Raw genomic sequence first — 25,019 nt, 5'->3', positions numbered from 1 at the left:
ATGACTTCTCAGGCCGGTCGGTCAGCAGCGCCGGGGACGTCAACGGCGATGGCTTTGATGACCTGATTATCGGGGCATCGGGTGCCGACGGCAACGGCATCAGTTCTGGGCAAAGTTATGTAGTATTTGGCAGCAACAGTGGCTTTGGTGCGGGCCTGGACCTGTCAGATCTCAACGGCAGCAACGGCTTTGCGATTAACGGCATCGCGGAGGGTGACTCATCAGGCTGGTCGGTCAGCAGCGCCGGGGACGTCAACGGCGATGGCTTTGATGACCTGATTATCGGGGCAGTCTTTGCCGACGGCAACGGCATCAGTTCTGGGCAAAGTTATGTAGTGTTTGGCAGCAACAGTGGCTTTGGTGCCAGTTTCAACCTGTCCGCGCTCAACGGCAGCAACGGCTTTGCGATTAACGGCATCGCGGCGTATGACTTCTCAGGCTGGTCGGTCAGCAGCGCCGGGGACGTCAACGGCGATGGCTTTGATGACCTGATTATCGGGGCAAACGGTGCCGACGGCAACGGCATCAGTTATGCAGGGCAAAGTTATGTGGTGTTTGGCAGCAACAGTGGCTTTGGTGCGGGCCTGGACCTGTCCGCGCTCAACGGCAGCAACGGCTTTGCGATTAACGGCATCGCAGCGTATGACCGATCGGGCTCGTCGGTCAGCAGCGCCGGGGACGTCAACGGCGATGGCTTTGATGACCTGATTATCGGGGCAGGATATGCCGACCCCAACGGCACCAGTTCGGGGCAAAGTTATGTGCTGTTTGGTCAGGGAACGACTCCCACCAATCAACCCCCCGTGGCTAACACCGACAGCGCTACCACGGCTCAAAATACTGCCGTCACCATTGCGGCTTCAACTCTGTTAGCCAACGACACCGATGCCAATGGCGATAGCCTCAGCCTGACGGGGGTCAGTAATCCTGTCAATGGCAGCGTTACCTTCTCTAATGGCAATGTCATCTTCACCCCCAGCACTAACTTCACGGGTAACGCCAGTTTTGATTACAGCATCAGCGATGGCTTTGGCGGCACCAGCAGCGCGAATGTCAGTGTCGCCGTCGGCAGTACTCAAATGGGTGGCAGCGGCAACGACACTCTCACGGGTACAGCAGGGAACGACTTACTCAATGGTGACAATGGCGATGACACCTTGAGGGGTGGACTGGGTACCGACACCTTGACCGGTGGCAACGGCCAGGATATCTTCGTGTTTGCCGCCATCGAGGGCATCGATACGATTACTGACTTCAATTTGGGTACCGACAAAATCGGTCTGACTGAGGGTTTAACGTTTGGGAATCTGTCGTTCTCCGGGAATCAGATTCTTATAGGTAGTGACGTTTTAGCCGTCCTGACTGGGGTGAATACTAATACTCTGACTGCCTCGAATTTCGTCGCAGTCTAGAACCGCGCACCGGGTCAGCAGCACTTGTGGCCTACGAGTCCCCGCGCTACTTTTTGCCTCGACTAAAGAGTCGCTCAATTCAAGGCAAAACATCTCTCATCAAAAGCTCAAACCCGGTGAAAGTTAGATGAAATCAAGGCAGCTCAGGCTTTCCCCAGAGCTTGCCTTTTTCTCGGATAAGCTGCCTTAAACCTCATACCGGAATCGCCGGAATTAAGCCTTTTTAACAATCGATTCTTATCGATATATACCTAGCTGCGATCGCGCCATTGATAAGAGGGCAGAGAATCTCAAAATACGTCTACTAATACAACTAAAGTGTATCAAATGACAACTCTATTCAATCAATCAGCCCGGCATCAAAATCACGCTTGAGAATGCACAGATGCTGCAATTTGTCAGCAGTCGATCGATTTTAGATTTTAGATTTTAGATTTTAGATTGACCCCACGGATAAATGCGGGGGCTTGAGGATTTTCGATTTGCGATTGATTCCACGGATAAATCACGTGGCGGGTACCATCAAGAAATTCTTGGTCCTTTGCGCCCGTATTTAACTTACTGATCCGAGTCCCGGTATTCCCTAAAACCTAGGGGCTGCGGTCAAAAAAATCTAAATTCCGCCTGCACAAACTTTACTTTTTAGGTTGCTGCTTCTGGTAAACGCTGATAACTTTATCGGCATAAGTAGCCGTTGCGCCACTTTTACAAGCTGCGGAGTCCCCTGTCATCCACCAGCAAGCGGCGCGGCGTACAGCGGTTAATTCATTGTTGCTGCTAGCTTTGTATTCGTCGCGCAGCAAATCGCCCACGATACAGGTAACAATTGATTTGGCTTTTGTCGCGTCGGCCTCAAATTGTTGGGGTGTTAAATCTTGTTTGGTACAGAATTTTGCCCAGCGGGAAATATTGTTAGGTAACACTTGCCACTGACTGTACATTCCGTCATTTGCGGTTTGTGGCGGGGCGGCTTGTCGCAGCGCTTCTACGAGGGCGGAAACTTGGGCGTCGCTGACTGGTTGCGCTGCTGCTGGAAGTGCTTGCAATCCGAGGCTAATTATCAGGCTGCCGAATAGTAGATTGGTTTTTGCGATCGATTTAAAATTCATTCACAATGCCCTGTTTGATTTAAACTTTATTTCCTGAAACAAAGTTTACTATTTTGTCGATCGAATACCTCTGTCTTAAGTATGATTTGCCGACTTAATGCATTGTCGATCGCGCTTACGATAGGAATTGTTCATCAAGTACGATAAAATCATGGAAGTACAACCCAGGGAAATTCGCAACTACCTGAGAGCAGATGGGACAAATCCTTTTGAAGATTGGTATAACTCGCTCCGGGATACCACAGGCAAAAATAGGATTCAGTTAAGGCTTAAGCGAGTCATGACTGGTAATCTAGGAGATTGTAAGTCCGTCGGAGAAGGAGTTTTTGAACTCAAAATTGACTTTGGCCCTGGATATCGGCTTTACTTTGGACAAGTCGGGCTGACAATTGTACTTCTGCTAATAGGTGGAGATAAGAGCACTCAATAGCGAGATATTGGCAAAGCTATTCAATATTGGAGAGACTATGAAAGACGTGAAAGCACCAACGAGTAGGAGTTACCAAGAATTTCTGCTCGAATCTCTGAGAAATGCCCAAGAAGCAGCAGGTTATATCGAGGTGACATTGACAGAAGCAAGCGATGAACCGAAATTGCTCCAAATGGTACTCAAAGACGTTGTAGATTCTCGGCTAAAGTTCAACAATTTATCAGAGTCAGCTCAACTTCAATGGGAAAAGCTTGACAAGATGTTGACCGAAAGTGCAGGTTCGGAAATCTATAGTTTGGTAGCACTGCTCGAAGCATTAGGATTTAAACTAGGAATTACTGTTGCAGATACTGAGTTGTCGGCTGACTCCGAATCAAGGGAAATTGGGGAATCAGAATTATCGCCGGAACCAGCTAATTTATAGCAGATTGCTGTTTCATTTCGCTCGAAATAAAGGTTGACGTAGGTTATCTGTTGTGTGGGGGCGGGTTTATATAGATTGTTTGCGGGTATTAAATATTATTCGTAAAACCCGCCCCTACAGACATTTGTAGGGGCGGGTTTTACAGACAATCTGTGCCGAAAACCAACCATCTGGTAAACCCGCCCCCACCAAGGCGAAAAATCCCAAATTGGTAACATCATCACAGCGGGTTTTACAGACAATCTATGCCGAAAACCAACCATCTGGTAAACCCGCCCCCACCAAGGCGAAAAATCCCAAATTGGTAACATCATCGCAGTTCGCTCGCCCTCACCCCTCCCTCACAAAATCAAACAATCGGTGAGCCATTTCTAGCTTGCTGCAAGGTGCAATTTCAACTTGCTTTCCGGCGGCATTAATTAATATTGCTTGATTGGTATTGCTCCCGAAACCGGCACCTATTCGATCGATCGGGTTGGCGGCAATTACATCCAGTTTCTTCGCCCGCAATTTCTCCAAAGCCGGCTTGACAATATCCCCAGTTTGTGCTGCAAACCCGATTAATTTTTGGTGGGGCTGTTTCAATTTTCCCAACTCTGCCACAATATCCGCTACCGGTGCCAAAGGCAAACAATTGGGGAGCGATCGCTTCGGCAATTTCTCACTACTGTACTCGGCAGGTCTCACATCCGCTACCGCTGCGGCCATCACCGTCAAATCCGCATCGTGAAAGCATTGCAGCATCGCCTGCCGCATTTCTTGTGCACTGGCAACTGCGATCGCCCGCACACCTGAGAGCGGCAATTCGCCAGTTATACTGTGTACCAGCGTCACTGTCGCGCCGCGGTGCCCTGCAGCTTGCGCCAAAGCTATACCCATTTTGCCACTGGAAGGATTGCCGATAAACCGCACCGGATCGAGGTGTTCCCGCGTTCCTCCCGCACCGATCAACACCCGAAGGCCCGCTAAATCTCGATCGCCCTTCGCATACAACAGCGATTCAATATGAGGCAAAATCTCATAAGGTTCTGCCATGCGGCCGACACCCGCGCGATCGCACGCCAGCATTCCCGCCCCCGGATTCGCAGCATGGTAGCGCCGATAAGTCAACACTTCCCGCCAATTCCGCTGCACCGCAGGCTGTTCCCACATATCCGTATTCATCGCCGGTGCCAGCAAAATTGGGCAATTAGAAGCTAAGACAGTATTAGTCAGCAAATTATCAGCAAAACCCCCCGCCAACTTAGCCAAAGTATTAGCCGTCAGGGGAGCAATAACAAAAACTTCCGCCCATTCTCCCAGTTGAATATGCAGCGGGCGCCCGTGACAAGGTTGCCAAAAATCTTTGTCAGTAAAAGCAGGATGGCGACAGAGAGTAGCAAAAGTCAAAGGCGTCACAAACTCCCCGGCCGCATCAGTAAGAATAGCTTTAACTTCAGCTCCAGCTTTCGCTAAAGTGGAAACTACTTCGCAAACTTTGTAAGCCGCAATCCCGCCACTAACGCCGATTAAAATTCGTCTGCCCTTCATGTCATAGGATTTTAGAATTGAAGAATTGGGGATGACCTATCGCTACCAGGGTTTGGATCGCGAGCCTACAGTTGCATTCTTTTTTGCAAGCGGTATGATTTTTTTATAAAAAAGAATCAAGAAAGAAGTTGAGATGAAAACAGACAAAAATCCATAACTTATCTGTTCAATCCGCAACAAAATATGCTGCTAACTTCTTCCTCAATTCCGTCAAAATTTTTAAGCTAGATTTTTAAGTCTATGCTTCGTCGTAGGCTTCCATATCCAGAAGGTGGAGATAAGGTTCAACCATCTCCGGCCGCTGAAAGGCAAGCGAGCGCAGCAAATGCCAATCATTCAATCCCTCAAAAGGATCTGTATAATCGTCCACTTCCAAACGGACAGCCAATTCGGCCACGTCCTGTGAAGTAAGTACAGCAATATCGCGCGATGCTTTGGTTAAAGTTTTCATTTTTTTCCCCTGCCCGAGACTTCCGCCATACTATATCCTAAACCTTTAATCGGATTTAGACACAGTTTCTAAAACAAAACTTCGCATTACATCTACAACTTCGGGTCGAATCTCGTGTCCCATGATAAATTCTCGATACTGCACCGCAGCTCCCCAAGCAGTCAAACTGTCGCGCGATCGCACAGCAGCACTAACGGGGACAATAGTATCTTGAGTACCGTGGACGATTAAAACAGGTGGCAAAGCACTCCCAGCAACTGGCGAAATCGGGTGTAAATAGCCGCTCAGACAAATTAAACCGGCTACAGGCAAAGTCAATCCCACATCTAGAGTCATCGCTCCGCCTTGAGAAAAGCCGCCTAAAATCGTGCGAGACAAAGGCACGCCCGTGCTGCTTTCCAAAGACAGCAAAAATTCCCTCAGCAATTGCCGGCTTTTTACCAATCCCTGAGGGTCTTTGCTTTGAAGGTCATACCACGCTTTGCCGCCCATTACCTGGGGATGGGGAAACGGGGCATCGGGAAACACAAACTGATAATCCGGCAAATTGAAAGCCGGTGCTAAGGAAGTCAAATCCCGAGCATTAGCACCCCATCCGTGCAAAGCGACAATCAAAGCGACAGGTTTGCGATCGGTTGTTGGCGGAATGCTAACAAATTGTAAAGACATCGTAATTAGTAATTGGTAATCTGGCATTAAGCTGCTGTGCATCTAATTTGACAGTCAATTTTTCTACAATTATTGTGGGACGGGCAGGAGAGCCCGTCTCTGCATTCAATTTAGATGCTCCGCAGCTTACTACAATTATAAATTGTCGAGGCGAGTAAAACCCAAGATATTTGTTTTAGGGGATATTTGGCTCGAAATTAGCACTTGCCTTGGCAATAACTCTAATTGTTAACTGCTGACTTTTAACTGTTAACAGTAGGGTGCGCAATCCGCATTTTTCCCAAATAGGGTACGGATTGCGCACTTTAAGCTGTCACGCATTTAAATTGCATATTCAGGGCGGGCGAGACGGCCCACCCCACAAGACACCGAATTGTTTGTTGACATTTTATTTAAATGCCGCAACAGCTTACCTAAATAGTAATGCGCACCTTTGCTAAACTAATTAAAAAAAGAGAGAACGGCGGCGCTCTTGCGTTCCCGTTAGAAAGGGAGATGCGCGGGGGAGCGAGACTGAGCTAGAAGCGAGATTTGTGCCGCTAATTCAACTTGACACCTACCGCAGGTAAAACCTTAGAAACAGATTGCTCGGACTGTTGCCGAACCGGCACCTCAATCCAGAATTCAGTTCCCTCTCCCGGAGCCGATACGCACCTGAGGGCACCTTGATGTTTGTCTACTATTTGATAGCCGATCGCCAATCCCAAGCCAGTACCTTTGCCTACAGGTTTGGTAGTAAAAAACGGCTCAAACAAACGTTTTTTTACATTCTCCGTCATGCCCGTTCCATTGTCAGCAATCCGCACGCATACACAATTAGAACTTAAAAGTTCAGTGCGAATCCGAATCCTAGGTAAAAGTGGCAAGTTTGAGTAACTTTTTCCCAGTGGCATTTGGGGATTTTGTGCTTCATATAAAACATCAATAGCATTTATCAAAACATTCATAAATACCTGATTTAATTGTCCTGCCCAGCACTCGACTAAGGGCAAATTTCCGTATTCTTTGACGATTTGAATCCCCGGAAAATTAGCTTTGGGTTTCAGCCGATTATCCAAAATCATCAAGGTGCTATCAATCCCTTGGTGAATGTCAACCGACTTCATTTCAGATTCATCCAAGCGCGAAAAATTCCGCAGAGAAAGCACTATCTGGCGGATGCGTTCAGCTCCCAAATTCATAGATTTTAGGATTTTAGGCAAGTCTTCAGTGATAAACTCCAATTCGATCTCTTCTTGTTTCGCTTGCACTTCTGGCGTTGGGTTCGGATATTGCTGCTGGTATATTTCCACAAGTTCCAGCAAGTTTTGAGTATATTCGCCTGTATGGATCAGGTTGCCAGAGATGAAGGTGACAGGATTGTTAATTTCGTGGGCAACTCCAGCCACCAACTGCCCCAAGCTGGACATTTTTTCAGTTTGGATTAGTTGAAATTGAGTTGACTGCAAATTTTTTAGTGCTGTTTCTAGTTCAGCGGTGCGCTCTTTTAGTTGAATTGTGCGATCGTACACTTGCTGTTCTACTTTGGCAGTACGTTCTAGAGACATCAACAGGTAAATCGTCAAGCTGCCAGTTATCAGCAGCCCGATCGCACAAATTGCCAACGAACCCTGATGTGTCCTCAGACCGCTGTACCCCTTCCCTGGCACAACTAGCAGCATCCACTGGCGGTCTGCTACGTTAAATAAGCGAGTGCAAGCACTAGGATTTTGACAGATTTTTCCCCCGAGATTAGTTAACTCTGGCTTGGACAGTTTTGGGTTATCTATCAACTGTTTAGCTTGTGAGTCGTAGCGCACCAGAAAGCGTTCTTTCCCTGTAGCGGAGTTGTCGTAGAGGTAAAAATTTATGCTGTCTAAATTTAGGGATTTTAAAGATAAATCGACCATACTGGTAATCTGAAACAGACCCGCAATAACTCCCCTGAGGTTTTGGCGACCGTTGACCGAGTTATCTAGAGAAGTTGTGCGGCGGGGTACTGGCAGAAATACTTGCAATCCGGGTCGATCGTTGGTGACTAATATAATCCGCCCGGAAGCAGCTATTTTCCCGGTATTGACAGACTTCTCTAAAGCCCAAGTGCGATCGGGGCTGGAGGCAACATCAAAACCGATCAGTTTGGGATCTTCTTCTAGTGCTTCTCTGTAGGCAATTGGAAAATATTCCGATCGCACTTTTGCTTTGACCTGCTTTTTGTCAGGAGTTCGCTCGTAAATTTGAAATGCCGGAAAACCTTGGGCTCGAATTGCGGCTTCGTAAGCTGCTTTTTGGGCAGCAGGAACGTGCAGAATCCAGTTAAGAGCATGGATGGCCCCTTTGCGGGAAAGTGTAGGCCCAACGAATTGCTTAAAATCTTGTTTGGTAACTTCAGTAGATGCGCTGTAGAATGCTTGAAGTGAGTAAAGAATTTCTAAATTGTTATTGATGCTTTGCTGCAAAGTCACATTCAGGCGATCGGCTTGCTCATGAAATTGAACTTCCATTCGTTGGTTTTCCGAATGCCACACAAGGGCGGAGGCTGCCAATGACAAGCTCGTACCGATCCAAAGAGTCAGCCCAGCAGGAAGGTAGCGACGGTGCGACAGTAAACTTTCCGTCAGCGAATTAAACCAATTGCTCCCAACATTCATATTCCCACACCTTCTGCCACCGGAGTGCAATTAGTTTAAAGACTTGTGAAATTCCTTGATAACACAAGAGACCGCCCAGAAACAAAATTGTTTAAAAACTTACGATCGCAGCAATAGGACTTACACCTGTTAAAAAAAAGAATGCAACTGTAGGCAAGCAGCAAACCCAGATAGTCATCAGTCATGCCCAATCTAAAATCTAAAATCTAAAATCTAAAATGGTATTACCCCGATCGACCCAATTTCTACGAAAATTTTGGTGTGGTAACGAGAAATCTCGGGAGAAACCGGGTTTCTTAAAAATACTGCATCCATGACTGAGGGATTGCCACCAATTGTAACTAAGTGTAACGAAGCGAGTGCAAATCTGGGCGATCGCCAAGTTACTTCCCCGGAAGCACCCGGTAACTAGAAACAGCCTTTATCTGGTGGGGCGGGTACTCAATACCCGCCCTACAAAGCCAAGTTAAATGTGGAACAGCTTACAAAACAGTCCCTATTTCCTTCAAATAAACCCGTGTAAACGGTTCATCATCCCCCAGAGTATACTGTTCGATCAACCCTTGGCGGCGAATAGAAATACTATTTCCTTCCCTCACCACAACAGTATCGTCATCAGTGCTTTCTCTGACCAATATCATCTCAGTTTCCCCCGGATTGTCCAGCACCACCATATTGCTTCCCTGATAAAACATTCCGTCAGCTTCCAAAATATTTCCGGGATATTCAGCAATTAACAAATCGAGCTTGGGATTCCGCAGCAAAGTTTGCACGTTAAGATTGTAATTGTTATTCAAGACTTTCTCAGAACGGTTGACAAAAAGTCCACCGCCACAAACAGCACCGATCGTCCAATCGGGATGCTGCAACAGAATGTGGTCGATTGTTTCTTGCAGATCTGGCACCGAAATTCGGTTGAAAGTAATAATCGGAATTCTGGCGGATTTTCCCGAGTCAAAGAAAGTTTCGATAATATGCGAAGGCACATCAACACCTTCTCCGACAGCCGGGTTGAGGTGCATAAAAATTCCCGGCGCGGCATTGATTTCGAGAATCCCAAAATTGCCTGTTTTCCAAGATTTGGCGAGAGTTTCTGTTACTACATCAACCCCCAAACAAGCTAACCGAAAATGTAGGGCGATATCTTGAGCCAAAACAATGTTATCCGGGTGAACGTTGCGGGTAGCGTCGATGCTGACGCCGCCTGCGGAAAGATTGGCGACTTTGCGCAGATACACAGTGCGATCGCGCTCTACGACACTATCCAATGACAGACCTTGTTCTGCTAGATACATTTCCATCGCTTCGTCGGACTGAATTTTGCTCAGGGCCGAAGTTGGCGTATCCAAACGTTGGGGTTTGCGGTTTTCACGGCGGATCAATTCGCGAATTGTTGAGTCGCCATCCCCTGTTACCCAAGCGGGTCGGCGTTCAGTTGCCGAAACAAATTTGCCGTTAACGCACAACAGCCTAAAATCCGATCCTTTGATGCTGTTTTCCACAATTACTCGCACCGATTCTGTTTCCGGAATTGCCTTAACAGCTCTTTTAAAAGCGGCCTGCAATTCCTCACCATCTCGGATATCTGCTGTGACGCCAATTCCTTTATGACCGACTACTGGTTTGACAGCAACTGGATAGCCAATGTCTCTAGCAACTGCCAGAGCTCCACTTTCTGTGGAGACGATATCGCCTTTGGGGACAGGAAATCCTAATGTAGCGAGAAAAGCTTTACAATCGTCTTTGCGCGTGGTAAAATCTGAGTCTAAATGGCTGTCAGAATCAAAAGTAGTTGCAGAGCCGCGAACGAGTTTTTTGCCGTACCCGTATTGCATCAATCCTTCATCCCACAAATAAAATACGGGAATGCCTTTTTGGGATGCCGATCGCATTAACGAATAAACTGTCGGACCTCCGTAAACTGACTGCCGGAACATATTTTGCAGCGCGTCTATTTGTGCTTCCAAAGGAAAATCTTGATTTTGATTGATGGCTTCAAACCAATCCCAAACAGCGTAAACTACCGATCGCGCGCTGCGGGCGTGAATTGCTTCTATGCTAATTCTGTTAAACTGAGAAAATGGCTTGACGTTCCAGTGTTGGAAGTGCAAACCCATGTCGAGTTTTCCTACTTCTGAGGCGGTACGGCCGAACAGTTGGGCGTGGTTCGAGAAAGTTTCGTGCAGGACTTGCGGGTAGCGATCGCCAATAATTTCCTGGTAATGTGCGATCGGCAAAGGTTCGCTCGCGCCCGTCAGTGCCAAATCAAAAACTAAAGCGGCTGTTCCTAAATAAGGGTTTGGCCCCATATAGTGTTTGAAGTTGAAAACATCAAAAACATCGGTTTTTCGAGCATTGACGCGGGCTGTTTCGGTGCTTTTTTCTTGCAGCATTTTCTAACCTCCTTTTCGTTAATTTTTAACCTTAACTCTCTTGTCGATCCATTAGATACTACCTGTAGGCATAGATAGTGTCGCAGTTGATACAAACACTCCCACCAATTCGGCTTTCAGCATCGCGGGAGTGGCCAGCCTGACCAGCGTCGCCCAGTCGGATGGTGGTCGCCCAGTGGGGAGATATGGAGATGTGGAGAGTGGGAAAAGATTTCTTCTTCCTTCAACATCTAACTAAGCACTGATGACTAAGCATTGATAGCTAAGCACTTATGACTAATTACTACTTCCTTGCCCCCTCCAGAAAAAAAGCTATAACTTTTGGGAGGTGCACTGCACACTTATAATTGTTTATGACTGTGAAAGAGAATTTAAGAGGCAGCAAATTATGAAGCTCGCACAAACTACTCTCAGGGATAAAGTTCACGAATTAGCTGAGGAAGCATTTCACCGGAAGCTAATTTCTGGCTACGGTGACGGCCAAAACAGCAACGAATATCAGATTGTCTGGAACGGCAAACCCAGACACCTACCTTTAGAACGGGCGTGTACAGTGTTGAGCAATTTGATCGAGCGATCGCACTAATGGGCGATCGAACTAATTTAGGACTTACGCTCATCAATCCGATTTCTACCAGCAATAAGAGGAGGATTAGCGAATAATCGAATCAGAAACCGGATCGATCGCCGCGCGCGCGCGGGTCCTGTAATTTAAGCTCATTTCTTGACCCCTCCTATATCCTGTTAGGGGGGGTAGGCTTTTTTGGTCGATCGTCGAGGATGGGCTAAAGAGATAGTGCTAGAGGCAGACACCGGGTTTTTTTTACCAGTCCAGGGCGCAAAAGCACTCTCAGAAACCGGAGTTTCTGAGTTAAGTTTTTCCGTTCAAACAACGCATAATTTTCGTTCCTATTCCCGGTTTCTTGAGTCTAGTGCTCCAGGACTCTTTACCAAAATTAATGGGTCTAAAGCCTCCCCCTTCCAGGGGGACTTTTCTTGATTCTGTACCTGTGTTAGAATTATTTATGTCAGGTATGGCGACGTAAAATGCTGGTATTTGAAGCAAAACTTGAGGAAAAAAAACAACAGTATGAGCGGCTCGATGAAGCCATTCGTACTGCTCGTTTTATCCGCAATTCTTGCATCAGATACTGGATAGATAACCCGAAAATTGGACGGTATGAACTGAGCGCGTATTGTGCAGTTCTTGCCAAGGAATTCCCTGGGGCGAGCAAGCTCAACTCCATGGCTCGTCAGGCTTCTGCCGAAAGAGCACGGTCGGCTATCGCTCGGTTCTACGACAACTGTAAGAAGAAAGCAGCGTATATTGGTTTTCCACGCTTTAAAAAGCATCAAACACATGGTTCTGTAGAATACAAAACCTGTGGCCCGAAGCTGTCGGAGGATAGAAGAACCATCATTTTCACCGATGGGTTTAAAGCCGGAAGTTTCAAGTTGTGGGGAACCAGAAATTTGCACTTCTACCAGTTGCATCAGATTAAACGGGTTCGGGTTGTTCGTCGTGCAGACGGGTACTACGTTCAGTTTTGTCTTGATGTTGAGCCGGTCCAGAAGCGAGAACCAAGGGGTAAAACTATCGGGTTGGATGTGGGTCTGACCCACTTCTATACCGATTCGGATGGGCAAACCGTTGAAAATCCCCGTCATTTGAGGAACTCCGAGAAAGCGCTTAAACGCCTTAATCGTAGACTTTCTAAAACTCAGAAAGGCTCTAAAAACAGGGCCTTGGCGAGAAATCGCTTGAGTCGAAAACACCTCAAGGTAATTCGGCAGCGTAAAGACTTTGCCGTGAAGAAGGCATTGTGCGTCATTCAGTCTAACGACTTGGTCGCCTAGGAGGACTTGCAGGTGCCCAACACGGTCAGAAACAGAAAACTTTCCAAGTCTATTTCCGATGCTGCATGGTCTACTTTCCGCCAATGGCTGGAATATTTTGGTAAGGTGTTCGGCGTGGTAACGGTTGCCGTTCCACCCCACTAAGCTGTGTTGCATCTAGATTGCCTATGGTATTAGAGAGGGAGAGGGGGTGAAGGGGAGAGGGGGAGAGGATTTGACGATTTTTGATCGGGACTCGAAATATACAATTTAAATGCACAACAGCTTACACCAGCCAAGATTGTTCCAACTGTGGGGAAAAAGTCAAAAAGTCGTTGAGTACGAGAACTCATAAATGTCATCATTGTGGGTTTGTATTAGACCGAGACTGGAACGCGGCAATCAACATACTGGAATTAGCACTACGTACCGTGGGGCACACGGGAACTAACGCCTAGGCGAGACATCGACAAGAGCATTGGTGAGGCAACTCCTCAATGCAAGCCGAGTCGTGGAAAGAGGAAACCCAAGAAGTAATTCTTGGAATCACCGTGGCGTTGACTCGGGCGTGAGGATGTCAACAAACCATCGTTACAGCCCATATCGAGAGTAAAAAGCAACCAGAACGCTCGATCTGTGTGCGTCCTCGAGTGGTAGAAGCCTGAAATTTTTTTGTATCTATATATACCTTTGGGCAGTTTTCGGAAAAAGCAATTTTGTGTTTTAGTGAAATTTAATAAATTAAAAGTGGGGATAATATGGCGAGCAACGAAAACCAGGGGAAGTTGCTAATTATTGGCGGCGCGGAAGACAAAGAGGGGGAGTGCAAAATTCTGCGGGAATTCTTGCGGTGTGCCGGAGGTACTAAAGCCCACATTGTGATCATGACGGCTGCGACAAGCCTGCCGGGAGAAGTAGGAGATAATTACATCCGAGTGTTTGAGCGACTCGGCGCTGAAGATGTGCGAGTGGTTGACACCCAGACACCCGAAGATGCCAACAATCCAGATTATTTAGAAGCGATCGAACAAGCGACTGGCATATTCTTTACCGGGGGAGAGCAAGCGCGGATTATTAACTGCTTGAAAGGCACCAAACTCGACGTAGCTATGCACAAACGCTACGCTGAAGGGATTATCATTGGCGGCACCAGTGCCGGCGCGGCGATGATGCCAGACATGATGATTATTGAAGGAGACTCCGAGACAAATCCCCGCGTTGAGGTGGTAGCAATGGGCCCGGGAATGGGTTTTCTTCCCGGAGTTGTCATCGACCAGCATTTCGCCCAGCGAGGTCGTCTGGGACGCTTAGTTACCGCACTCTTGCTGCAACCGGCCGTCTTGGGATTTGGTATTGACGAAAATACAGCTATTTTAGTCAGCGGTGACGAGTTGGAAGTTATTGGCGAAAGCGCTGTAACTGTCATCGACGAGTCGGAAAAACTCCACGACAATATAGATGGACGGTTGAAAGATGAGGGTTTAGCGATTTGCGGCGCCAAGTTGCACATCCTCCCCCACGGATACCGGTTTAACTTGAAAACTCGCCACCCGGTGCTCGATAACATAGCAACTACAGGAGACAGGGAAACGGCGATCGTCTAATTTGCTTGCAACTGGGGAACATCTCAAAATTATGTAGGGTGCTCCGCGCGCACCTTACCGCTTCAACGAAGTATGAGGGTAAGCTTACCCCGACCTAAAGGTACGGGGCTTTAGCCTCAGATTTGAATCATCGGGAAGAGAGACAATTGCCCCTCTAGTTGACAACTCATCCCCGGACTTTCAGGAAGGCTTACAGACTTCCCCAAAGCAGCAATATTATTAGCTGCATTAATATCAGCATCATGTTCAAAACCACAATGCCCACACTTAAAAACTTTTCCATTACGGTACGACTTACCCTTAACCGGGTGAATATGTCCGCATCTGGAACAGGTTTGACTTGTATAAGCCGGTGGGACAAATACAACTTTAACGCCAGCAATATTAGCTTTATACCCAACAAACAAACGCAGTTGGTAAAAAGCCCAATTATTAGTTCTTCGGCGTTCAGTTTTGCTTCTTGGCTTTTGGTTCAAAGACTCTCTAATATTAGTCAAATCCTCAAACGCCAAGTCCGCACCTATTTGTTTTGCTTCTTGAACAAGCTGTTTTGAGATATTGTGATTCAACCATTTCTGAAATCTTTGTTCTCTCCCAGAAAGCCTTCTCAAAAGTCTACGACTAGACCGAGTGCGTTTGGATTGAACATTAGCTCTGACGAAGCTATATCGGTCACGAATGGATTGGATATGCTTGCCACTCCACGACTTACCAGTAGAAGTGGTAGCAATATCTCTTCTACCCAAATCAACCCCAACTACTTTTAGTCTTTGACCAGTTGGGTTGGTGGGCCGTTTAACACAAACATTGATGTAGTAGTCACCCCGTTTAGTTTTATTGAGAGTAGCAGCCGTTGGAGCTTGTCCTTTAAGCAAAGCCAATTGATAATTGCCAATACTCAATTTGAACTTAACTCGACCACACATCAAAGTAATGCCAACAGTTGGCAAATCCTCAATATATTGAAAAGTCCGAACATCCAAATTAATAGATGTCGGTCTAAATTTGTGGACTTGCTTAACAGATGCGGCATTACCAATTACACGACGAATTGCTTGACAGACATGGTTTGCCTTCAACCCCGTAGCTTCGCGCACTGGCTTATAAACCTTGTGGTGAAGCTTGGTTGTATTCCAGCACTTCTCACGTTTTGCAACGGAATATATCTGATGGCAAGCCTCAGCAAACCACAGCAAAGTGCGGTCAATTTCCTTCCGCAACTCTACAGGGACTTGGAGCTTACATTTTACAGATATTGTCTGCATTGCATCTATCTAAATACTCATCCGAGTCTAGCACAATATAAAGCCGTCCTACAAGGACGGGGTTTCTACCCAATTTTCAGATGAAAAACGCAGTTGCTGCGTCCTAAACAAATAAAAAGAAGAGGATTTTACCTCTTCTTTTCTACCTGCGGTTTCTGGTTTTTTAAGCACTTTTCGGTTCGTCAAACATCGACTGCTCCCCTTCTTCAGTCGAAATTAAATTCCACCCCTGAGTTTTCAGCTTCTGAAATGTTGCCCATCCCTTAGAACCGCCCGGTTCCCGGTAGTCGGATACAGCAAACTTCGGAAAAGCTGTATAAGGCCGCCATCCTTGACGGGCTTCGGTGCGCAAGTGCAATATCTTTTCTCCATTGCCTCCGAGGCGGGGCAACCAACACATTTGTTTTAGCATTTTTAGCACTCCAGATTTTTACAGTAATGGTAATTCGCCAACATCCCACATTAAACTTTTAGAGCCTTAGAGCCACTGCTCGAAATATCTAACAGGTAACAGGGACGGATGAGATTTTCACCGATTACCAATTACTGATGTAGCAGCAGTCGTTAAAGCTGATGAAAGGTTCTACAAAGTTGGCTAGTCAAAAACTAGAAGACAAGAGCTGCCAAGGTCTAAGCAAAGATAATCATTGCTCTTCTCGGCTGAAGCTTAAGTGAAAGTCGATCGCGGGAAAATCCAGTTGAATAAAGCATTCATTTTTCTGGTTTCCCTTGCCTTACAATTACAAGTCCACCCTCGCTCTTTCCGCATAAAACGACATCATTCTACAGTATTAGCTCTGTTAGCTAAAAAATGTTCCTTTAGTTACAAATATTAAACTCTTATCACGATTTATCTAGTTATCAAAAGTTAAATTACTTTTCATAAACAGCGCTTAATATTTTTTAGTTACTTTAGCTACATTTTTGATTGATTTAAATCTGGTCTGCGGGTGCTTAGGGGCGCACGTTACTCAATCCGTAGGATGTGTACTACTAAATCCTCCGGCCGCGTCCCTGGACACCTGACAACATAAGAGTCAAAGGTTTAACTCTTAAGAACGATGGCGACATATTTGCAAAATGGTAAAAATCAATACTAATCACAGTTTTAAGTTCTGCAAACAAGGTATTCATCGCCGCTGCAATTGAATTGAAACTCTTGGCTCCAACAACAAAGCAGCTACGCTGCTGGCTCCTTTTCGGTATGGGAAGAAATTGCCTTAGAAAAAGATTACAGAGGTTATTTCGGCACTAAAATTCAGTTAGAACATCGACCGAAAGCATCCAGGATACAAGCCCCCGGATTCATCCGTCCAGAAATAAAAAACCTGTATCCGAGAAACTTGCCCCCCGAATTTATCCGTGGGGTCAATGCTTCAATTCTTTAATCTAAAATCTCAAATCTAAAATCGATTGACCGAAAGCATCCAGGATACAAGCCCCCGGATTCATCCGTCCAGAAATAAAAAACCTGTATCCGATGAAACTTGCCCCCCGAATTTATCCGTGGGGTCAGTCGATTTTAGATTTTAGATTTTAGATTTTAGATTTTAGATTTTAGATTTACCCCACAGATAAATCTGGGAGCTTGAACTAGCGTCTAAAATTTTTATCTTTCCACGACTTAAGTACGTGGCACGGTATCCGTTTTTGGGCCTTGTCAATGCTTCAATCTAAAATCTCAAATCTCAAATCTAAAATCGATCGACCTCTACTTTGATGGGAGCGATCCTGTCTCAGCAAGTTGGCTCATAGATCTAAGAATCCCCGTGCCTGATTGTTGGGGAGTGTCAAAACATAGCAGAACACATTCCCGAACTTCCTGAATTCGTAAGCTGTCGCGCATTTAAATTGTATATTCAGGGCGGGCGGGACACCCCACAAGACTTTGATTTTTTTTTGACAGACAATTTAAATGCCGCAACAGCTTAGCTGCGGACGAGCCGAGGGAGGGTGCTGGCACGAAAGTTTTCGCATTTTTGCCAGAGAAAATCTCGGGGGGAATACTTTCGATATCGAAAAGCTCAAGCTAGTTCTGGATGCCAAACAACAAGGCTATCAACAAACAACTAATGTTATCAATTATTTAGCCAGTCACGACCGCGACCACTTGCTGGCGGCAGCAAGCTTTCGGACTCTCGACCGAGAAGTTGCTTTTAAACCAATACGCTTGGGCCCGAGCCCGATCCCCCCTAGCCCTTCTTAATACGGGGGGGACAAGAACTTATTCTTGCGTCCCCCGTATTAAGGGGGATGCTGCAAGGGATCTGGGAGGAATAAACAGTTTTAACCCAAGCGTATTGGCTTTTAAACGAGCTAAATTCGGAGCGGTTTTGTTAGTAACAGCAGTAAAAATACCGATGCTGTGGATGGGCGAAGAGTTTGGACACTTTACTCGGCAAACTCCCAACCAGCCGAACAAACTGCTATGGTCTTTGTTGAAAAATTACCCAAATCATATCATTTCCGGTTACACCGGAATGATGTTGACTGTTGACCGTTGACAGTTGACCGTTGACAGTTGACTGTCAACAGTCAACTGTCAACTCGAATTTACTATTCCGATGCTAACGGATTTGATATCATGAGTTGTTGGCATACTACAAACACGTGATTCTGCTGCGGGAAAAAGTTCCGGCACTTTACACTAAAAATATTGAATTTTTCCCCGAAAATGCCGAAACCAAAGTGCTCGCTTACTACCGCTGGAGCGATGAGGGAACGCGAGCAGTAGTGGTCGCCAATTTTTCGGATACTTATCTATCTGGTAACAGCATTCCTAACTTTCCGGCTGTGGGAACTTGGCACGAGTTGATGTACAACAAAATTCTAGAAGTTGGGGAAGAAGGGTTTAAGTTTGTTTTGCCGGAATCGTCAGCGCAGGTATTTGTTTGAGCGCGGGAGAATTTATGTCTCCAGGCAGATGAGCGGCGTAGTTGTACAACAGTAAATTGTATTTAGGACTGGCGCACCAAACTCAACAAACCGGGTTTTTCTACCGGGGCGGATGGCTGGAACGAGAGTTTTTTGTAGAAAAATCCGGTTTCTGCGTCAAAGAGTGCGATCGTAATTCCTGGTATTGAGAATAACAATTGCACGGCGACAAGGCTACAGTCAATTAACTCGTCAATTAAGTTGTCAATTAACACATCAATTAACACAAACTTTGTGGGAGGACAAACTCTATGGGTTGGCTAAAAAGATTGTTTGGTTTAGAAAAACTTGAAAATCAAGAAACTGTTGACGCTCCTGCTTACCAAGCACCTGTAGCTGAAGCTCAATCTCAAGCTCAGCCTGCTGCGAGCGCTCAGACAATCCCGCCGGAACGCATGGGATTGAATGGAGAATACGATCAAAGCGGTTTAGCTAAACGGGTGGCTCAGGCTTTCGATGCAAATCCAGATGTTGCGGATATTGAGACTGTTTATGTGGCTCAACATGGCACTACGGTGGTTCTCAAAGGTACAGTTCCCAGTCAGGAAATTGTCAACAGGTTGGTGACAATTGCTAAAGGTGTTAAAGGTGCAACTGGGGTGGAAACTAATCAAGTTTCTGTCGGCTAGCGCGACGGTTATTTCTAAAAGCTAACAGTTAACGGTTAATTGTTAACTGTTAACTGTTATAAGCTGTTGGGAATCTTGCGTTGTATTTTTCGGGCGGGCTCCCTGGCCCACCCCACCATCATTTCATCTTACTTGACTGTAAAATTTAGATGCGCTGGGGCTTAGGAATCGCTCTGATGATGATGACGTTCTTAAGCGTTGAAGCATGAGTTCTTATATTGCGTTCTGACTTCTTATCCGTTAATGCCGTACCTTGCCCGTTGCCTTCCTTCCTTATTCTATAATATAAGTGTTTTTTTCAGTTATCTTGCTCTTACTAAAAAATATGACCGGGGAAACCTTAGAACCTACTCGCGGGAAATTAGAACGGAGTCTTTCGCAGGGGATTCAAGCTTTGTACCGTTCTCAACTCGGACTACAAACGAGTCATGCGGTATGTCATCTTTTGGATAACAAATTGATAATTGTTATCGAAAATGGGGTTACTCAACCAGAAAAGCTGCTGGCCCAGAACGGTAACCAAGATTTGGCTTTGCAGGTGCGATCGCAACTAGAATCAGCCCTAGAATTGCAACTGAAAGACTTAATCAAAGAGGTTTTGGGTGTGGGAGTAACTGATTTGCTCAGCGATGCGACCTTGGAGACGGGTCGCACCGGAACGATCGCAATTTTGGAGTCTGCACCTAAAGTTCGCGATTCTAGTTCTAAGTCTAAAACTCAACCAGAAGCATCGGAGAGTTGAGGTGCTCGCGGATAATTGTTTCTAAATCCTTGATGTTAAACGGTTTAGAAATGTATTCAACGCAGCCGGCTTTGAGAATCCGCTCGCGGTCTTCTGGTTTTGCTAGTGCTGTGACCGCCACAATCGGAATATGTCTGAGCTCGGCGTTTTCTTGGATGCGCTTTACTACTTCTATACCGTCTATATCCGGCAGGCAAATGTCTAGTACGATTAGGTCGGGAGGTCGATCGACTGCGGCTGAAAGAGCTGCGTACCCGTCCACGGCTCCCATGCACTCGCAGCCGAATAAATCGAGTATTTGTGTCAGCAGCTCTAAGTTGTCGTGATTGTCGTCTACAGCCAACACTAAAGGACGCTTGTCCACCCCCGATTGACCGCTATTTAAAGATGAGGATTCCAAATTATTCTTCCAAGTAGGGTAGTTCATAAATACCGAGCGAACAACGATCGAACAACGAGCGAACAAGGATCAAACAATCAGCGAACAACGACCGAAAAAAAAATTACCGAGGCATTCCTCAAGTGGCGCTCGGGCACTTGAAACAGATTGGCTCGTCTCTGTAGCTCTCAGATCGCTAGTCTTCAGTCTAGCCCGATTGTACAATATCGTTGCTAGCTGGGCAAAGACGACCGCAGTCGATCGATCCCATAGCATCTGCTTAATTGTACCTATCCCAGCACAAATTACCAACTTAGGCGCTATCGGTGCATCAGCCTTGGTAACCACACGCAATTAATACGGCAACTATTACCAATAAAGCATCCTCGCTTAATAGCATTGAAGAGTGACGGCAGCTTTTCAGGATAATCACTAGATTAGAGGTTGGTTCCCATACATGGATCTACCTAAAGGAAGATTCTAAGAGACACTTAAATTTCACAACTTCCACCTGCTGAGAGATACTTGTTACTCGGGTTTATACTTCAATGTTTTTAAGTAGTAATCATCACAATTTAAGCCAGTAAAAAGCTTCAGTTTTTACTTGAGCTTTACCGGATATTAACCTAGGAGGTTTTGATGACAATTCCAATCAGAGACGACCTGACTTACATTTTGCTCAAAAAGATTGGCAGCGGAAACGGCAGGGGAGAGTCGGAAATTAGGAACGCAGCCGAAGAATATGTCGGTCACCCGGTGGCGGAAGCGGAATTGCTCGGTCATTTGGACTACCTCAACCAAAGGGAATTTATCAAAGCGGATTTTAGTGGACAGCCTTACGGAGGAGCTGAGTTATTGCCGCCTGTAGTGGCATTTCAAGAAGCCGAGTTAACAGAAAAAGGCCGCAAACTGTTACAGAAAATGGAGACGAATCCTCCGAAGTCGCTCCACCACGAAGGATCGGCAGTTCCTATCGCTTCAAAGGATATGCCGTTTTTGGAAAAAGTGATGCTAAAAGGTCACTTGGAGGATATTTTTGATGCCCGCGACATTACCGAAGTAGTGTACCGGGTCATGCGCGATGTGATGACAAAAGAAGCCATCGAGCACGTGGAATCTGAACTGCACACAGAAGTTTTGCCTACGGATGACAAAACCCTGCAACAAGAAATAGCAGACCTCTGGAAAGATACCAATCCGCTGGTGGGATTGCTCAGCCGGATACGTCAACCTTTGACCGGCGCGCCTGCACCTTTGGGGATAGATGGCAATTTGTTTGCACGGAGGGTGGAACTAGAAGGCTCACTTCCTTCGGGAGTAAAACCGGAAACTGCGATCGCCGCTGTATTTTCGGCAACGAAGGATGAGCTGTCCGAGGAGCGAATTCAGGAAATAGCGGGCTTTTTACCCGATCGAATTCGGGAAATTTGGGAGTCGGCTTAACGCCATTTTTCCGGGTATAAATACTTACAAGCCGGGTTAACTAACCAGCATTCTGCGCTCTTGAGCCAGAATGCTCGTTCGTTAACCCGGTTTCTCTTTATCTCGTGTTTTGTAACTGTGCAATTGTTTTTTAGTAAGAACTTGAGCCGCGATCGAACTCGATCGAACTTGAGTCCTCACTACTTGTCGGATCGCTGATTCCTGGCCTTCTAACTGCTGTGAGAAACCGGGTTTCTGGGCGAAATTTGGCCAGAAACCAGAAATATCCCCAGAAACCGAGTTTCTCGCTCCCGGGTTGGGTCTAATTCAATAGATGTGGCGAAAGTGTTGTAATGTATAATACAGGGCGAGTTAAGACTGTGGGTCGCAAAAATGCTGTCAACAGCCCTAGAGATCAAAAGGGATGCCCCGCACAAAAGTTAGACAAATGTCACAATCGACTTTAGAACAAGAGATTTTACTGAATCGAATTACCAATCGCATCCGCAACTCTTTAGAACTGCAAGAGATTTTGACGACAACTACCCGAGAAATCCGCAGTTTTTTAGGGAGCGATCGCGTAAAAGTTTATCGCTTTGAGGCCGACGGTAGCGGCGAGGTGATTGCTGAGTCCACCAACGCCGACAACTTGCCATCTTTGCTTGGTTTGCGCTTTCCACCAGGCGACATTCCCAATAGTGCCCGGGAAATGTTTCTCAAAGCGCGGCAGCGAGTGATTGTAGATGTGGAATTGAAGCATCAAACAATTAATCGCTTAGATTGTCTCGAAACAGGCAAAACTTTAGCAGTTGAAGATATTAGCTATGGTCCTGTAGACCCCTGTCACGCTGAATATCTGAAGGCTATGGGGGCCCGTTCTGCTCTGACGGTGCCGATTTTGCATCAAAATCAGCTTTGGGGGCTGTTGGCCTGTCACCACAGCCTACCGAAACGGTTTAGCGCGAGAGAATTGAAAATGGTGCAGTTGCTTGTGGATCAACTTTCAATTGCGATCGCCCAATCCTTTCTGCTCAGTCAAGCTCGACAGCAAGCGCGCGACGAAGCCGTTGTCAACCAAATTACCAGTTTGCTGCATTCTCCTCTGGAACTAAACGAAATTCGGCAAGCAGTTCTCCAACAAACTGTCAAGCATTTGGATGGTTCGGGAGGGCGACTTTACATTGCAGCCGAGTTTGGCGACCGGCCGGCTTTACTTTATACCTGCGGTCAGCAGCCTGCGGATCTCGACCTTGAACTCTGCCCGTTTTGGCAGCAGATCATGGGGTTGGCCAGCCAAGACGATCGAGCAAAAACTCCCGATCCCAGCCAATTAGGTGTTTATGAAAATGTATATTCCCAGCATTTCAGTTCAATTGACAAAAATATTTCCAGTTTAATCGTACCCCACCTCTACGCGATTTCCGATATTTCTAAAGAACCTCAACTCAAATCTTTATCTGCAAATTTTCTGGCAGCTTCAATTCGATCGTTTTTGGCAATACCGCTGCAATACGGCCAACAGTGCATCGGCTGTCTCACGATTTTTCGCAGCCCTATAGAAACCGAAATTGTGTGGGCGGGCCGTTGCAGTTCCGACACCCGGAGCGATCGTCCCCGAAAGTCATTTGCAGCATGGAAAGAAATCAAAACCGGCGAAACAAAAAAGTGGAGCAGCGAGGAACAGAAGCTAGCAAAATCTTTAGGAACTCACCTGTACATGGCTGCAATGCAGAGGCGCGTCGAGGCGATGATCCGACATCAAGCTTCTCACGACCAATTAACTGGTTTAGCTAATAAATTGCTGTTTAATGAAAGGCTGTCTTTAGCTTTAGCTCGCGCTCACCAAAACGCAGAAATGCTGGCGGTGATCTTTCTAGATTTGGATAGATTTAAAAATGTTAACGATACTCTCGGACACCCAGTGGGCGATTTGTTGCTGCAAGGTGTATCTCGGCGTTTGGCTAAGTGTTTGCGCGCGGGGGATTCGATCGCCCGTTGGGGCGGGGATGAATTTACTGTGCTGCTGTACAATATCAACAGCCCTGATGAAGCAGCTAAGATTTGTCAGCAAATTATCCAGAGTTTAAGCACTCCTTTTGATTTTGATGGTCGAGAACTTTATACTAAGGCGAGCTTGGGAATTGCTTTGGCTCCTTACGACGGAGAAGATGCAGAAACTTTGCTGAAAAATGCTGATGCTGCGATGTACAAAGCTAAACAGAAAGGTCGGAATAATTATCAGTTTTATACGCGGGCGATCGGCAGTAAAGTCTCCGAGGATCTTAACTTAGAAAATCATCTTTACAAAGCTCTGAAAAAATCCGAGTTTGTGCTGCACTATCAACCGCAAATAAACTTAAATACCAGCCAAATAGTCGGCATGGAAGCTCTGATTCGCTGGCAGCATCCCGAACGCGGTTTGATTTCTCCCGATCGATTTATTCCCTTAGCTGAGGAAACAGGATTAATCTGCCAAATGGACGAATGGGTGATGCGGACTGCTTGCTTGCAAAATCGAGCGTGGCAGTTACTGGGATTGCCGCCGATGCGGATAGCTGTGAATTTATCAGCCCGGCAGTTTCTGCAACCTAACATGGTACAAACCATCGCTGAAATTTTATCAGAAACCAAGTTAAATCCCGAGTATTTAGAAATAGAAATTACCGAGAGCCTTGCGATGACAGATGTGAGTTTTACGGTGTCGGTATTGCAGCAGTTGCAGGAAATGGGAATTAAAATTTCTCTGGACGATTTTGGCACCGGTTATTCTTCGCTGTGGTCTCTGAAAAGCTTTCCGCTCAATAATTTAAAAATAGACAAATCCTTCGTGGCCGATTTGGTGAACGGCAGCAGCGGTGCTACTATTGTGAAACTGGCGATTTCCTTGGGACAGGGCCTGAATTTACAGGTGGTTGCTGAGGGAGTGGAAACAGCAGAACAGTTGGCATTTTTGCAGTCGCATCAGTGCGATATGGGTCAGGGTTACTTGTTTAGCAAACCAATACCGGCGGCGGCTATAACCACATTGTGCCTAGAAAATCAACCAGGGAAAATAAGTAGTTTAAATTAACAATCAGGAAGCGGAAGTCATTAGTCATTAGTCATTAGTCATTAGTCATTAGTCATTAGTCATTAGTCATTAGTCATTAGTCATTAGTCA

21 protein-coding genes and 3 pseudogenes are annotated in these 25,019 nt (G+C 46.2%); 14 read left to right on the top strand and 10 right to left on the bottom strand.

Annotated elements, in window-relative coordinates:
* The coding region (locus QUB61_RS29860) for an Ig-like domain-containing protein (RefSeq protein ID WP_333135076.1) at nucleotides 1-1,412 on the top strand (1,412 nt) is incomplete at its 5' end.
* Between the two features lie 635 nt (nucleotides 1,413-2,047).
* Here QUB61_RS29860 and QUB61_RS29855 read toward each other — a convergent pair.
* Nucleotides 2,048-2,521, bottom strand: a complete 474-nt coding sequence (locus QUB61_RS29855; protein ID WP_333135074.1) for a hypothetical protein — start codon at nucleotides 2,519-2,521, stop codon at nucleotides 2,048-2,050.
* Nucleotides 2,522-2,672: 151 nt separating this feature from the next.
* Here QUB61_RS29855 and QUB61_RS29850 point away from each other — a divergent pair.
* Nucleotides 2,673-2,948: pseudogene (locus tag QUB61_RS29850) on the top strand (type II toxin-antitoxin system RelE/ParE family toxin); the annotation flags it as partial.
* Nucleotides 2,949-2,988: 40 nt separating this feature from the next.
* On the top strand, nucleotides 2,989-3,375 hold the full coding sequence (locus QUB61_RS29845; protein ID WP_333135072.1) for a transcriptional regulator: 387 nt from the start codon (nucleotides 2,989-2,991) through the stop codon (nucleotides 3,373-3,375).
* Between the two features lie 330 nt (nucleotides 3,376-3,705).
* On the opposite strand, the gene coaBC is transcribed toward QUB61_RS29845, so the two are convergent.
* The 5 genes from coaBC to QUB61_RS29820 form a co-directional block, all read right to left on the bottom strand.
* A complete protein-coding gene (coaBC, locus tag QUB61_RS29840) occupies nucleotides 3,706-4,905 on the bottom strand; it encodes a bifunctional phosphopantothenoylcysteine decarboxylase/phosphopantothenate--cysteine ligase CoaBC (RefSeq protein ID WP_333135070.1) in 1,200 nt (399 codons plus the stop codon).
* Between the two features lie 238 nt (nucleotides 4,906-5,143).
* Entirely contained in the window at nucleotides 5,144-5,356 is a 213-nt protein-coding gene (gene isiD, locus QUB61_RS29835) for a protein IsiD (protein ID WP_106150386.1), read from the bottom strand.
* Nucleotides 5,357-5,401: 45 nt separating this feature from the next.
* The gene (locus QUB61_RS29830) at nucleotides 5,402-6,025 is read right to left on the bottom strand and encodes an alpha/beta hydrolase (RefSeq protein ID WP_333135078.1); all 624 of its coding nucleotides are present in this window, start codon (nucleotides 6,023-6,025) and stop codon (nucleotides 5,402-5,404) included.
* Between the two features lie 539 nt (nucleotides 6,026-6,564).
* Nucleotides 6,565-8,655: a CHASE domain-containing protein gene (locus tag QUB61_RS29825; RefSeq protein WP_333135068.1), complete on the bottom strand. Its 2,091-nt coding sequence runs from the start codon at nucleotides 8,653-8,655 to the stop codon at nucleotides 6,565-6,567.
* Between the two features lie 482 nt (nucleotides 8,656-9,137).
* A complete protein-coding gene (locus QUB61_RS29820) occupies nucleotides 9,138-11,048 on the bottom strand; it encodes an ATP-binding protein (protein WP_333135066.1) in 1,911 nt (636 codons plus the stop codon).
* Nucleotides 11,049-11,436: 388 nt separating this feature from the next.
* Here QUB61_RS29820 and QUB61_RS29815 point away from each other — a divergent pair, with 388 nt between their 5' ends.
* The 4 genes and pseudogenes from QUB61_RS29815 (at nucleotide 11,437) to QUB61_RS29800 (ending at nucleotide 14,488) form a co-directional block, all read left to right on the top strand.
* The gene (locus QUB61_RS29815) at nucleotides 11,437-11,634 is read left to right on the top strand and encodes a hypothetical protein (protein WP_333135064.1); all 198 of its coding nucleotides are present in this window, start codon (nucleotides 11,437-11,439) and stop codon (nucleotides 11,632-11,634) included.
* A gap of 461 nt (nucleotides 11,635-12,095) precedes the next feature.
* Nucleotides 12,096-13,051 (top strand): annotated as a pseudogene (locus tag QUB61_RS29810) (RNA-guided endonuclease InsQ/TnpB family protein); the annotation flags it as partial.
* Nucleotides 13,052-13,174: 123 nt separating this feature from the next.
* A pseudogene (locus QUB61_RS29805) lies at nucleotides 13,175-13,342 on the top strand (zinc ribbon domain-containing protein); the annotation flags it as partial.
* A gap of 300 nt (nucleotides 13,343-13,642) precedes the next feature.
* Complete coding sequence (locus tag QUB61_RS29800) at nucleotides 13,643-14,488, top strand: cyanophycinase (RefSeq protein WP_333135267.1); 846 nt, start codon at nucleotides 13,643-13,645, stop codon at nucleotides 14,486-14,488.
* A 116-nt stretch (nucleotides 14,489-14,604) separates the two neighbouring features.
* Here the strand turns inward: QUB61_RS29800 and QUB61_RS29795 are convergent, their stop codons facing one another.
* Nucleotides 14,605-15,753 carry a transposase gene (locus QUB61_RS29795; protein ID WP_333135269.1) on the bottom strand — a complete coding sequence of 383 codons (1,149 nt, stop codon included), beginning with the start codon at nucleotides 15,751-15,753 and terminating at the stop codon, nucleotides 14,605-14,607.
* A 163-nt stretch (nucleotides 15,754-15,916) separates the two neighbouring features.
* Nucleotides 15,917-16,165, bottom strand: coding sequence for a hypothetical protein (locus QUB61_RS29790; RefSeq protein ID WP_333135271.1), 249 nt, complete (start codon nucleotides 16,163-16,165; stop codon nucleotides 15,917-15,919).
* A 1,503-nt stretch (nucleotides 16,166-17,668) separates the two neighbouring features.
* Between QUB61_RS29790 and QUB61_RS29785 the strand changes: the two genes are divergently transcribed.
* From QUB61_RS29785 to QUB61_RS29775, 3 genes are all read left to right on the top strand, one after another.
* Nucleotides 17,669-17,959, top strand: coding sequence for a hypothetical protein (locus QUB61_RS29785; RefSeq protein WP_333135273.1), 291 nt, complete (start codon nucleotides 17,669-17,671; stop codon nucleotides 17,957-17,959).
* 94 nt (nucleotides 17,960-18,053) lie between these two features.
* Nucleotides 18,054-18,257 (top strand): hypothetical protein, encoded by a 204-nt coding sequence (locus tag QUB61_RS29780; RefSeq protein ID WP_333135275.1) that lies wholly within the window; start codon nucleotides 18,054-18,056, stop codon nucleotides 18,255-18,257.
* Between the two features lie 88 nt (nucleotides 18,258-18,345).
* A complete protein-coding gene (locus QUB61_RS29775) occupies nucleotides 18,346-18,648 on the top strand; it encodes an alpha amylase C-terminal domain-containing protein (RefSeq protein ID WP_333135277.1) in 303 nt (100 codons plus the stop codon).
* Nucleotides 18,649-18,710: 62 nt separating this feature from the next.
* On the opposite strand, the gene QUB61_RS29770 is transcribed toward QUB61_RS29775, so the two are convergent.
* On the bottom strand, nucleotides 18,711-18,914 hold the full coding sequence (locus QUB61_RS29770; protein ID WP_333135279.1) for a hypothetical protein: 204 nt from the start codon (nucleotides 18,912-18,914) through the stop codon (nucleotides 18,711-18,713).
* 24 nt (nucleotides 18,915-18,938) lie between these two features.
* Here QUB61_RS29770 and QUB61_RS29765 point away from each other — a divergent pair, with 24 nt between their 5' ends.
* Nucleotides 18,939-19,316: a BON domain-containing protein gene (locus QUB61_RS29765; RefSeq protein WP_333135281.1), complete on the top strand. Its 378-nt coding sequence runs from the start codon at nucleotides 18,939-18,941 to the stop codon at nucleotides 19,314-19,316.
* Between the two features lie 325 nt (nucleotides 19,317-19,641).
* On the top strand, nucleotides 19,642-20,058 hold the full coding sequence (locus QUB61_RS29760) for a DUF2294 domain-containing protein (protein WP_333135283.1): 417 nt from the start codon (nucleotides 19,642-19,644) through the stop codon (nucleotides 20,056-20,058).
* On the opposite strand, the gene QUB61_RS29755 is transcribed toward QUB61_RS29760, so the two are convergent.
* The gene (locus QUB61_RS29755) at nucleotides 20,027-20,485 is read right to left on the bottom strand and encodes a response regulator (RefSeq protein ID WP_333135285.1); all 459 of its coding nucleotides are present in this window, start codon (nucleotides 20,483-20,485) and stop codon (nucleotides 20,027-20,029) included. The genes QUB61_RS29760 and QUB61_RS29755 overlap by 32 nt on opposite strands.
* Nucleotides 20,486-21,076: 591 nt before the next feature.
* Here QUB61_RS29755 and QUB61_RS29750 point away from each other — a divergent pair.
* Both QUB61_RS29750 and QUB61_RS29745 read left to right on the top strand, forming a co-directional pair.
* Nucleotides 21,077-21,880 (top strand): DUF2267 domain-containing protein, encoded by an 804-nt coding sequence (locus QUB61_RS29750; protein WP_333135288.1) that lies wholly within the window; start codon nucleotides 21,077-21,079, stop codon nucleotides 21,878-21,880.
* Nucleotides 21,881-22,283: 403 nt separating this feature from the next.
* Nucleotides 22,284-24,929: an EAL domain-containing protein gene (locus QUB61_RS29745; protein WP_445300296.1), complete on the top strand. Its 2,646-nt coding sequence runs from the start codon at nucleotides 22,284-22,286 to the stop codon at nucleotides 24,927-24,929.
* Nucleotides 24,930-25,019: the final 90 nt, after the last annotated feature.

The organism is Microcoleus sp. C2D2 (assembly GCF_036702495.1).
GTDB lineage: Bacteria > Cyanobacteriota > Cyanobacteriia > Cyanobacteriales > Microcoleaceae > Microcoleus.
This window is presented reverse-complemented; position numbering and strand designations above follow the sequence as displayed.

What these genes read in the sequence shown, in the direction of transcription:
- QUB61_RS29855 (WP_333135074.1), bottom strand. Translation starts at nt 2,521, where the DNA reads ATGAATTTTAAATCGATCGCAAAAACCAATCTACTATTCGGCAGCCTG.
- QUB61_RS29845 (WP_333135072.1), top strand. Translation starts at nt 2,989, where the DNA reads ATGAAAGACGTGAAAGCACCAACGAGTAGGAGTTACCAAGAATTTCTG.
- coaBC (WP_333135070.1), bottom strand. Translation starts at nt 4,905, where the DNA reads ATGAAGGGCAGACGAATTTTAATCGGCGTTAGTGGCGGGATTGCGGCT.
- isiD (WP_106150386.1), bottom strand. Translation starts at nt 5,356, where the DNA reads ATGAAAACTTTAACCAAAGCATCGCGCGATATTGCTGTACTTACTTCA.
- QUB61_RS29830 (WP_333135078.1), bottom strand. Translation starts at nt 6,025, where the DNA reads ATGTCTTTACAATTTGTTAGCATTCCGCCAACAACCGATCGCAAACCT.
- QUB61_RS29825 (WP_333135068.1), bottom strand. Translation starts at nt 8,655, where the DNA reads ATGAATGTTGGGAGCAATTGGTTTAATTCGCTGACGGAAAGTTTACTG.
- QUB61_RS29820 (WP_333135066.1), bottom strand. Translation starts at nt 11,048, where the DNA reads ATGCTGCAAGAAAAAAGCACCGAAACAGCCCGCGTCAATGCTCGAAAA.
- QUB61_RS29815 (WP_333135064.1), top strand. Translation starts at nt 11,437, where the DNA reads ATGAAGCTCGCACAAACTACTCTCAGGGATAAAGTTCACGAATTAGCT.
- QUB61_RS29800 (WP_333135267.1), top strand. Translation starts at nt 13,643, where the DNA reads ATGGCGAGCAACGAAAACCAGGGGAAGTTGCTAATTATTGGCGGCGCG.
- QUB61_RS29795 (WP_333135269.1), bottom strand. Translation starts at nt 15,753, where the DNA reads ATGCAGACAATATCTGTAAAATGTAAGCTCCAAGTCCCTGTAGAGTTG.
- QUB61_RS29790 (WP_333135271.1), bottom strand. Translation starts at nt 16,165, where the DNA reads ATGCTAAAACAAATGTGTTGGTTGCCCCGCCTCGGAGGCAATGGAGAA.
- QUB61_RS29785 (WP_333135273.1), top strand. Translation starts at nt 17,669, where the DNA reads ATGCCGCAACAGCTTAGCTGCGGACGAGCCGAGGGAGGGTGCTGGCAC.
- QUB61_RS29765 (WP_333135281.1), top strand. Translation starts at nt 18,939, where the DNA reads ATGGGTTGGCTAAAAAGATTGTTTGGTTTAGAAAAACTTGAAAATCAA.
- QUB61_RS29760 (WP_333135283.1), top strand. Translation starts at nt 19,642, where the DNA reads ATGACCGGGGAAACCTTAGAACCTACTCGCGGGAAATTAGAACGGAGT.
- QUB61_RS29755 (WP_333135285.1), bottom strand. Translation starts at nt 20,485, where the DNA reads ATGAACTACCCTACTTGGAAGAATAATTTGGAATCCTCATCTTTAAAT.
- QUB61_RS29750 (WP_333135288.1), top strand. Translation starts at nt 21,077, where the DNA reads ATGACAATTCCAATCAGAGACGACCTGACTTACATTTTGCTCAAAAAG.
- QUB61_RS29745 (WP_445300296.1), top strand. Translation starts at nt 22,284, where the DNA reads ATGCCCCGCACAAAAGTTAGACAAATGTCACAATCGACTTTAGAACAA.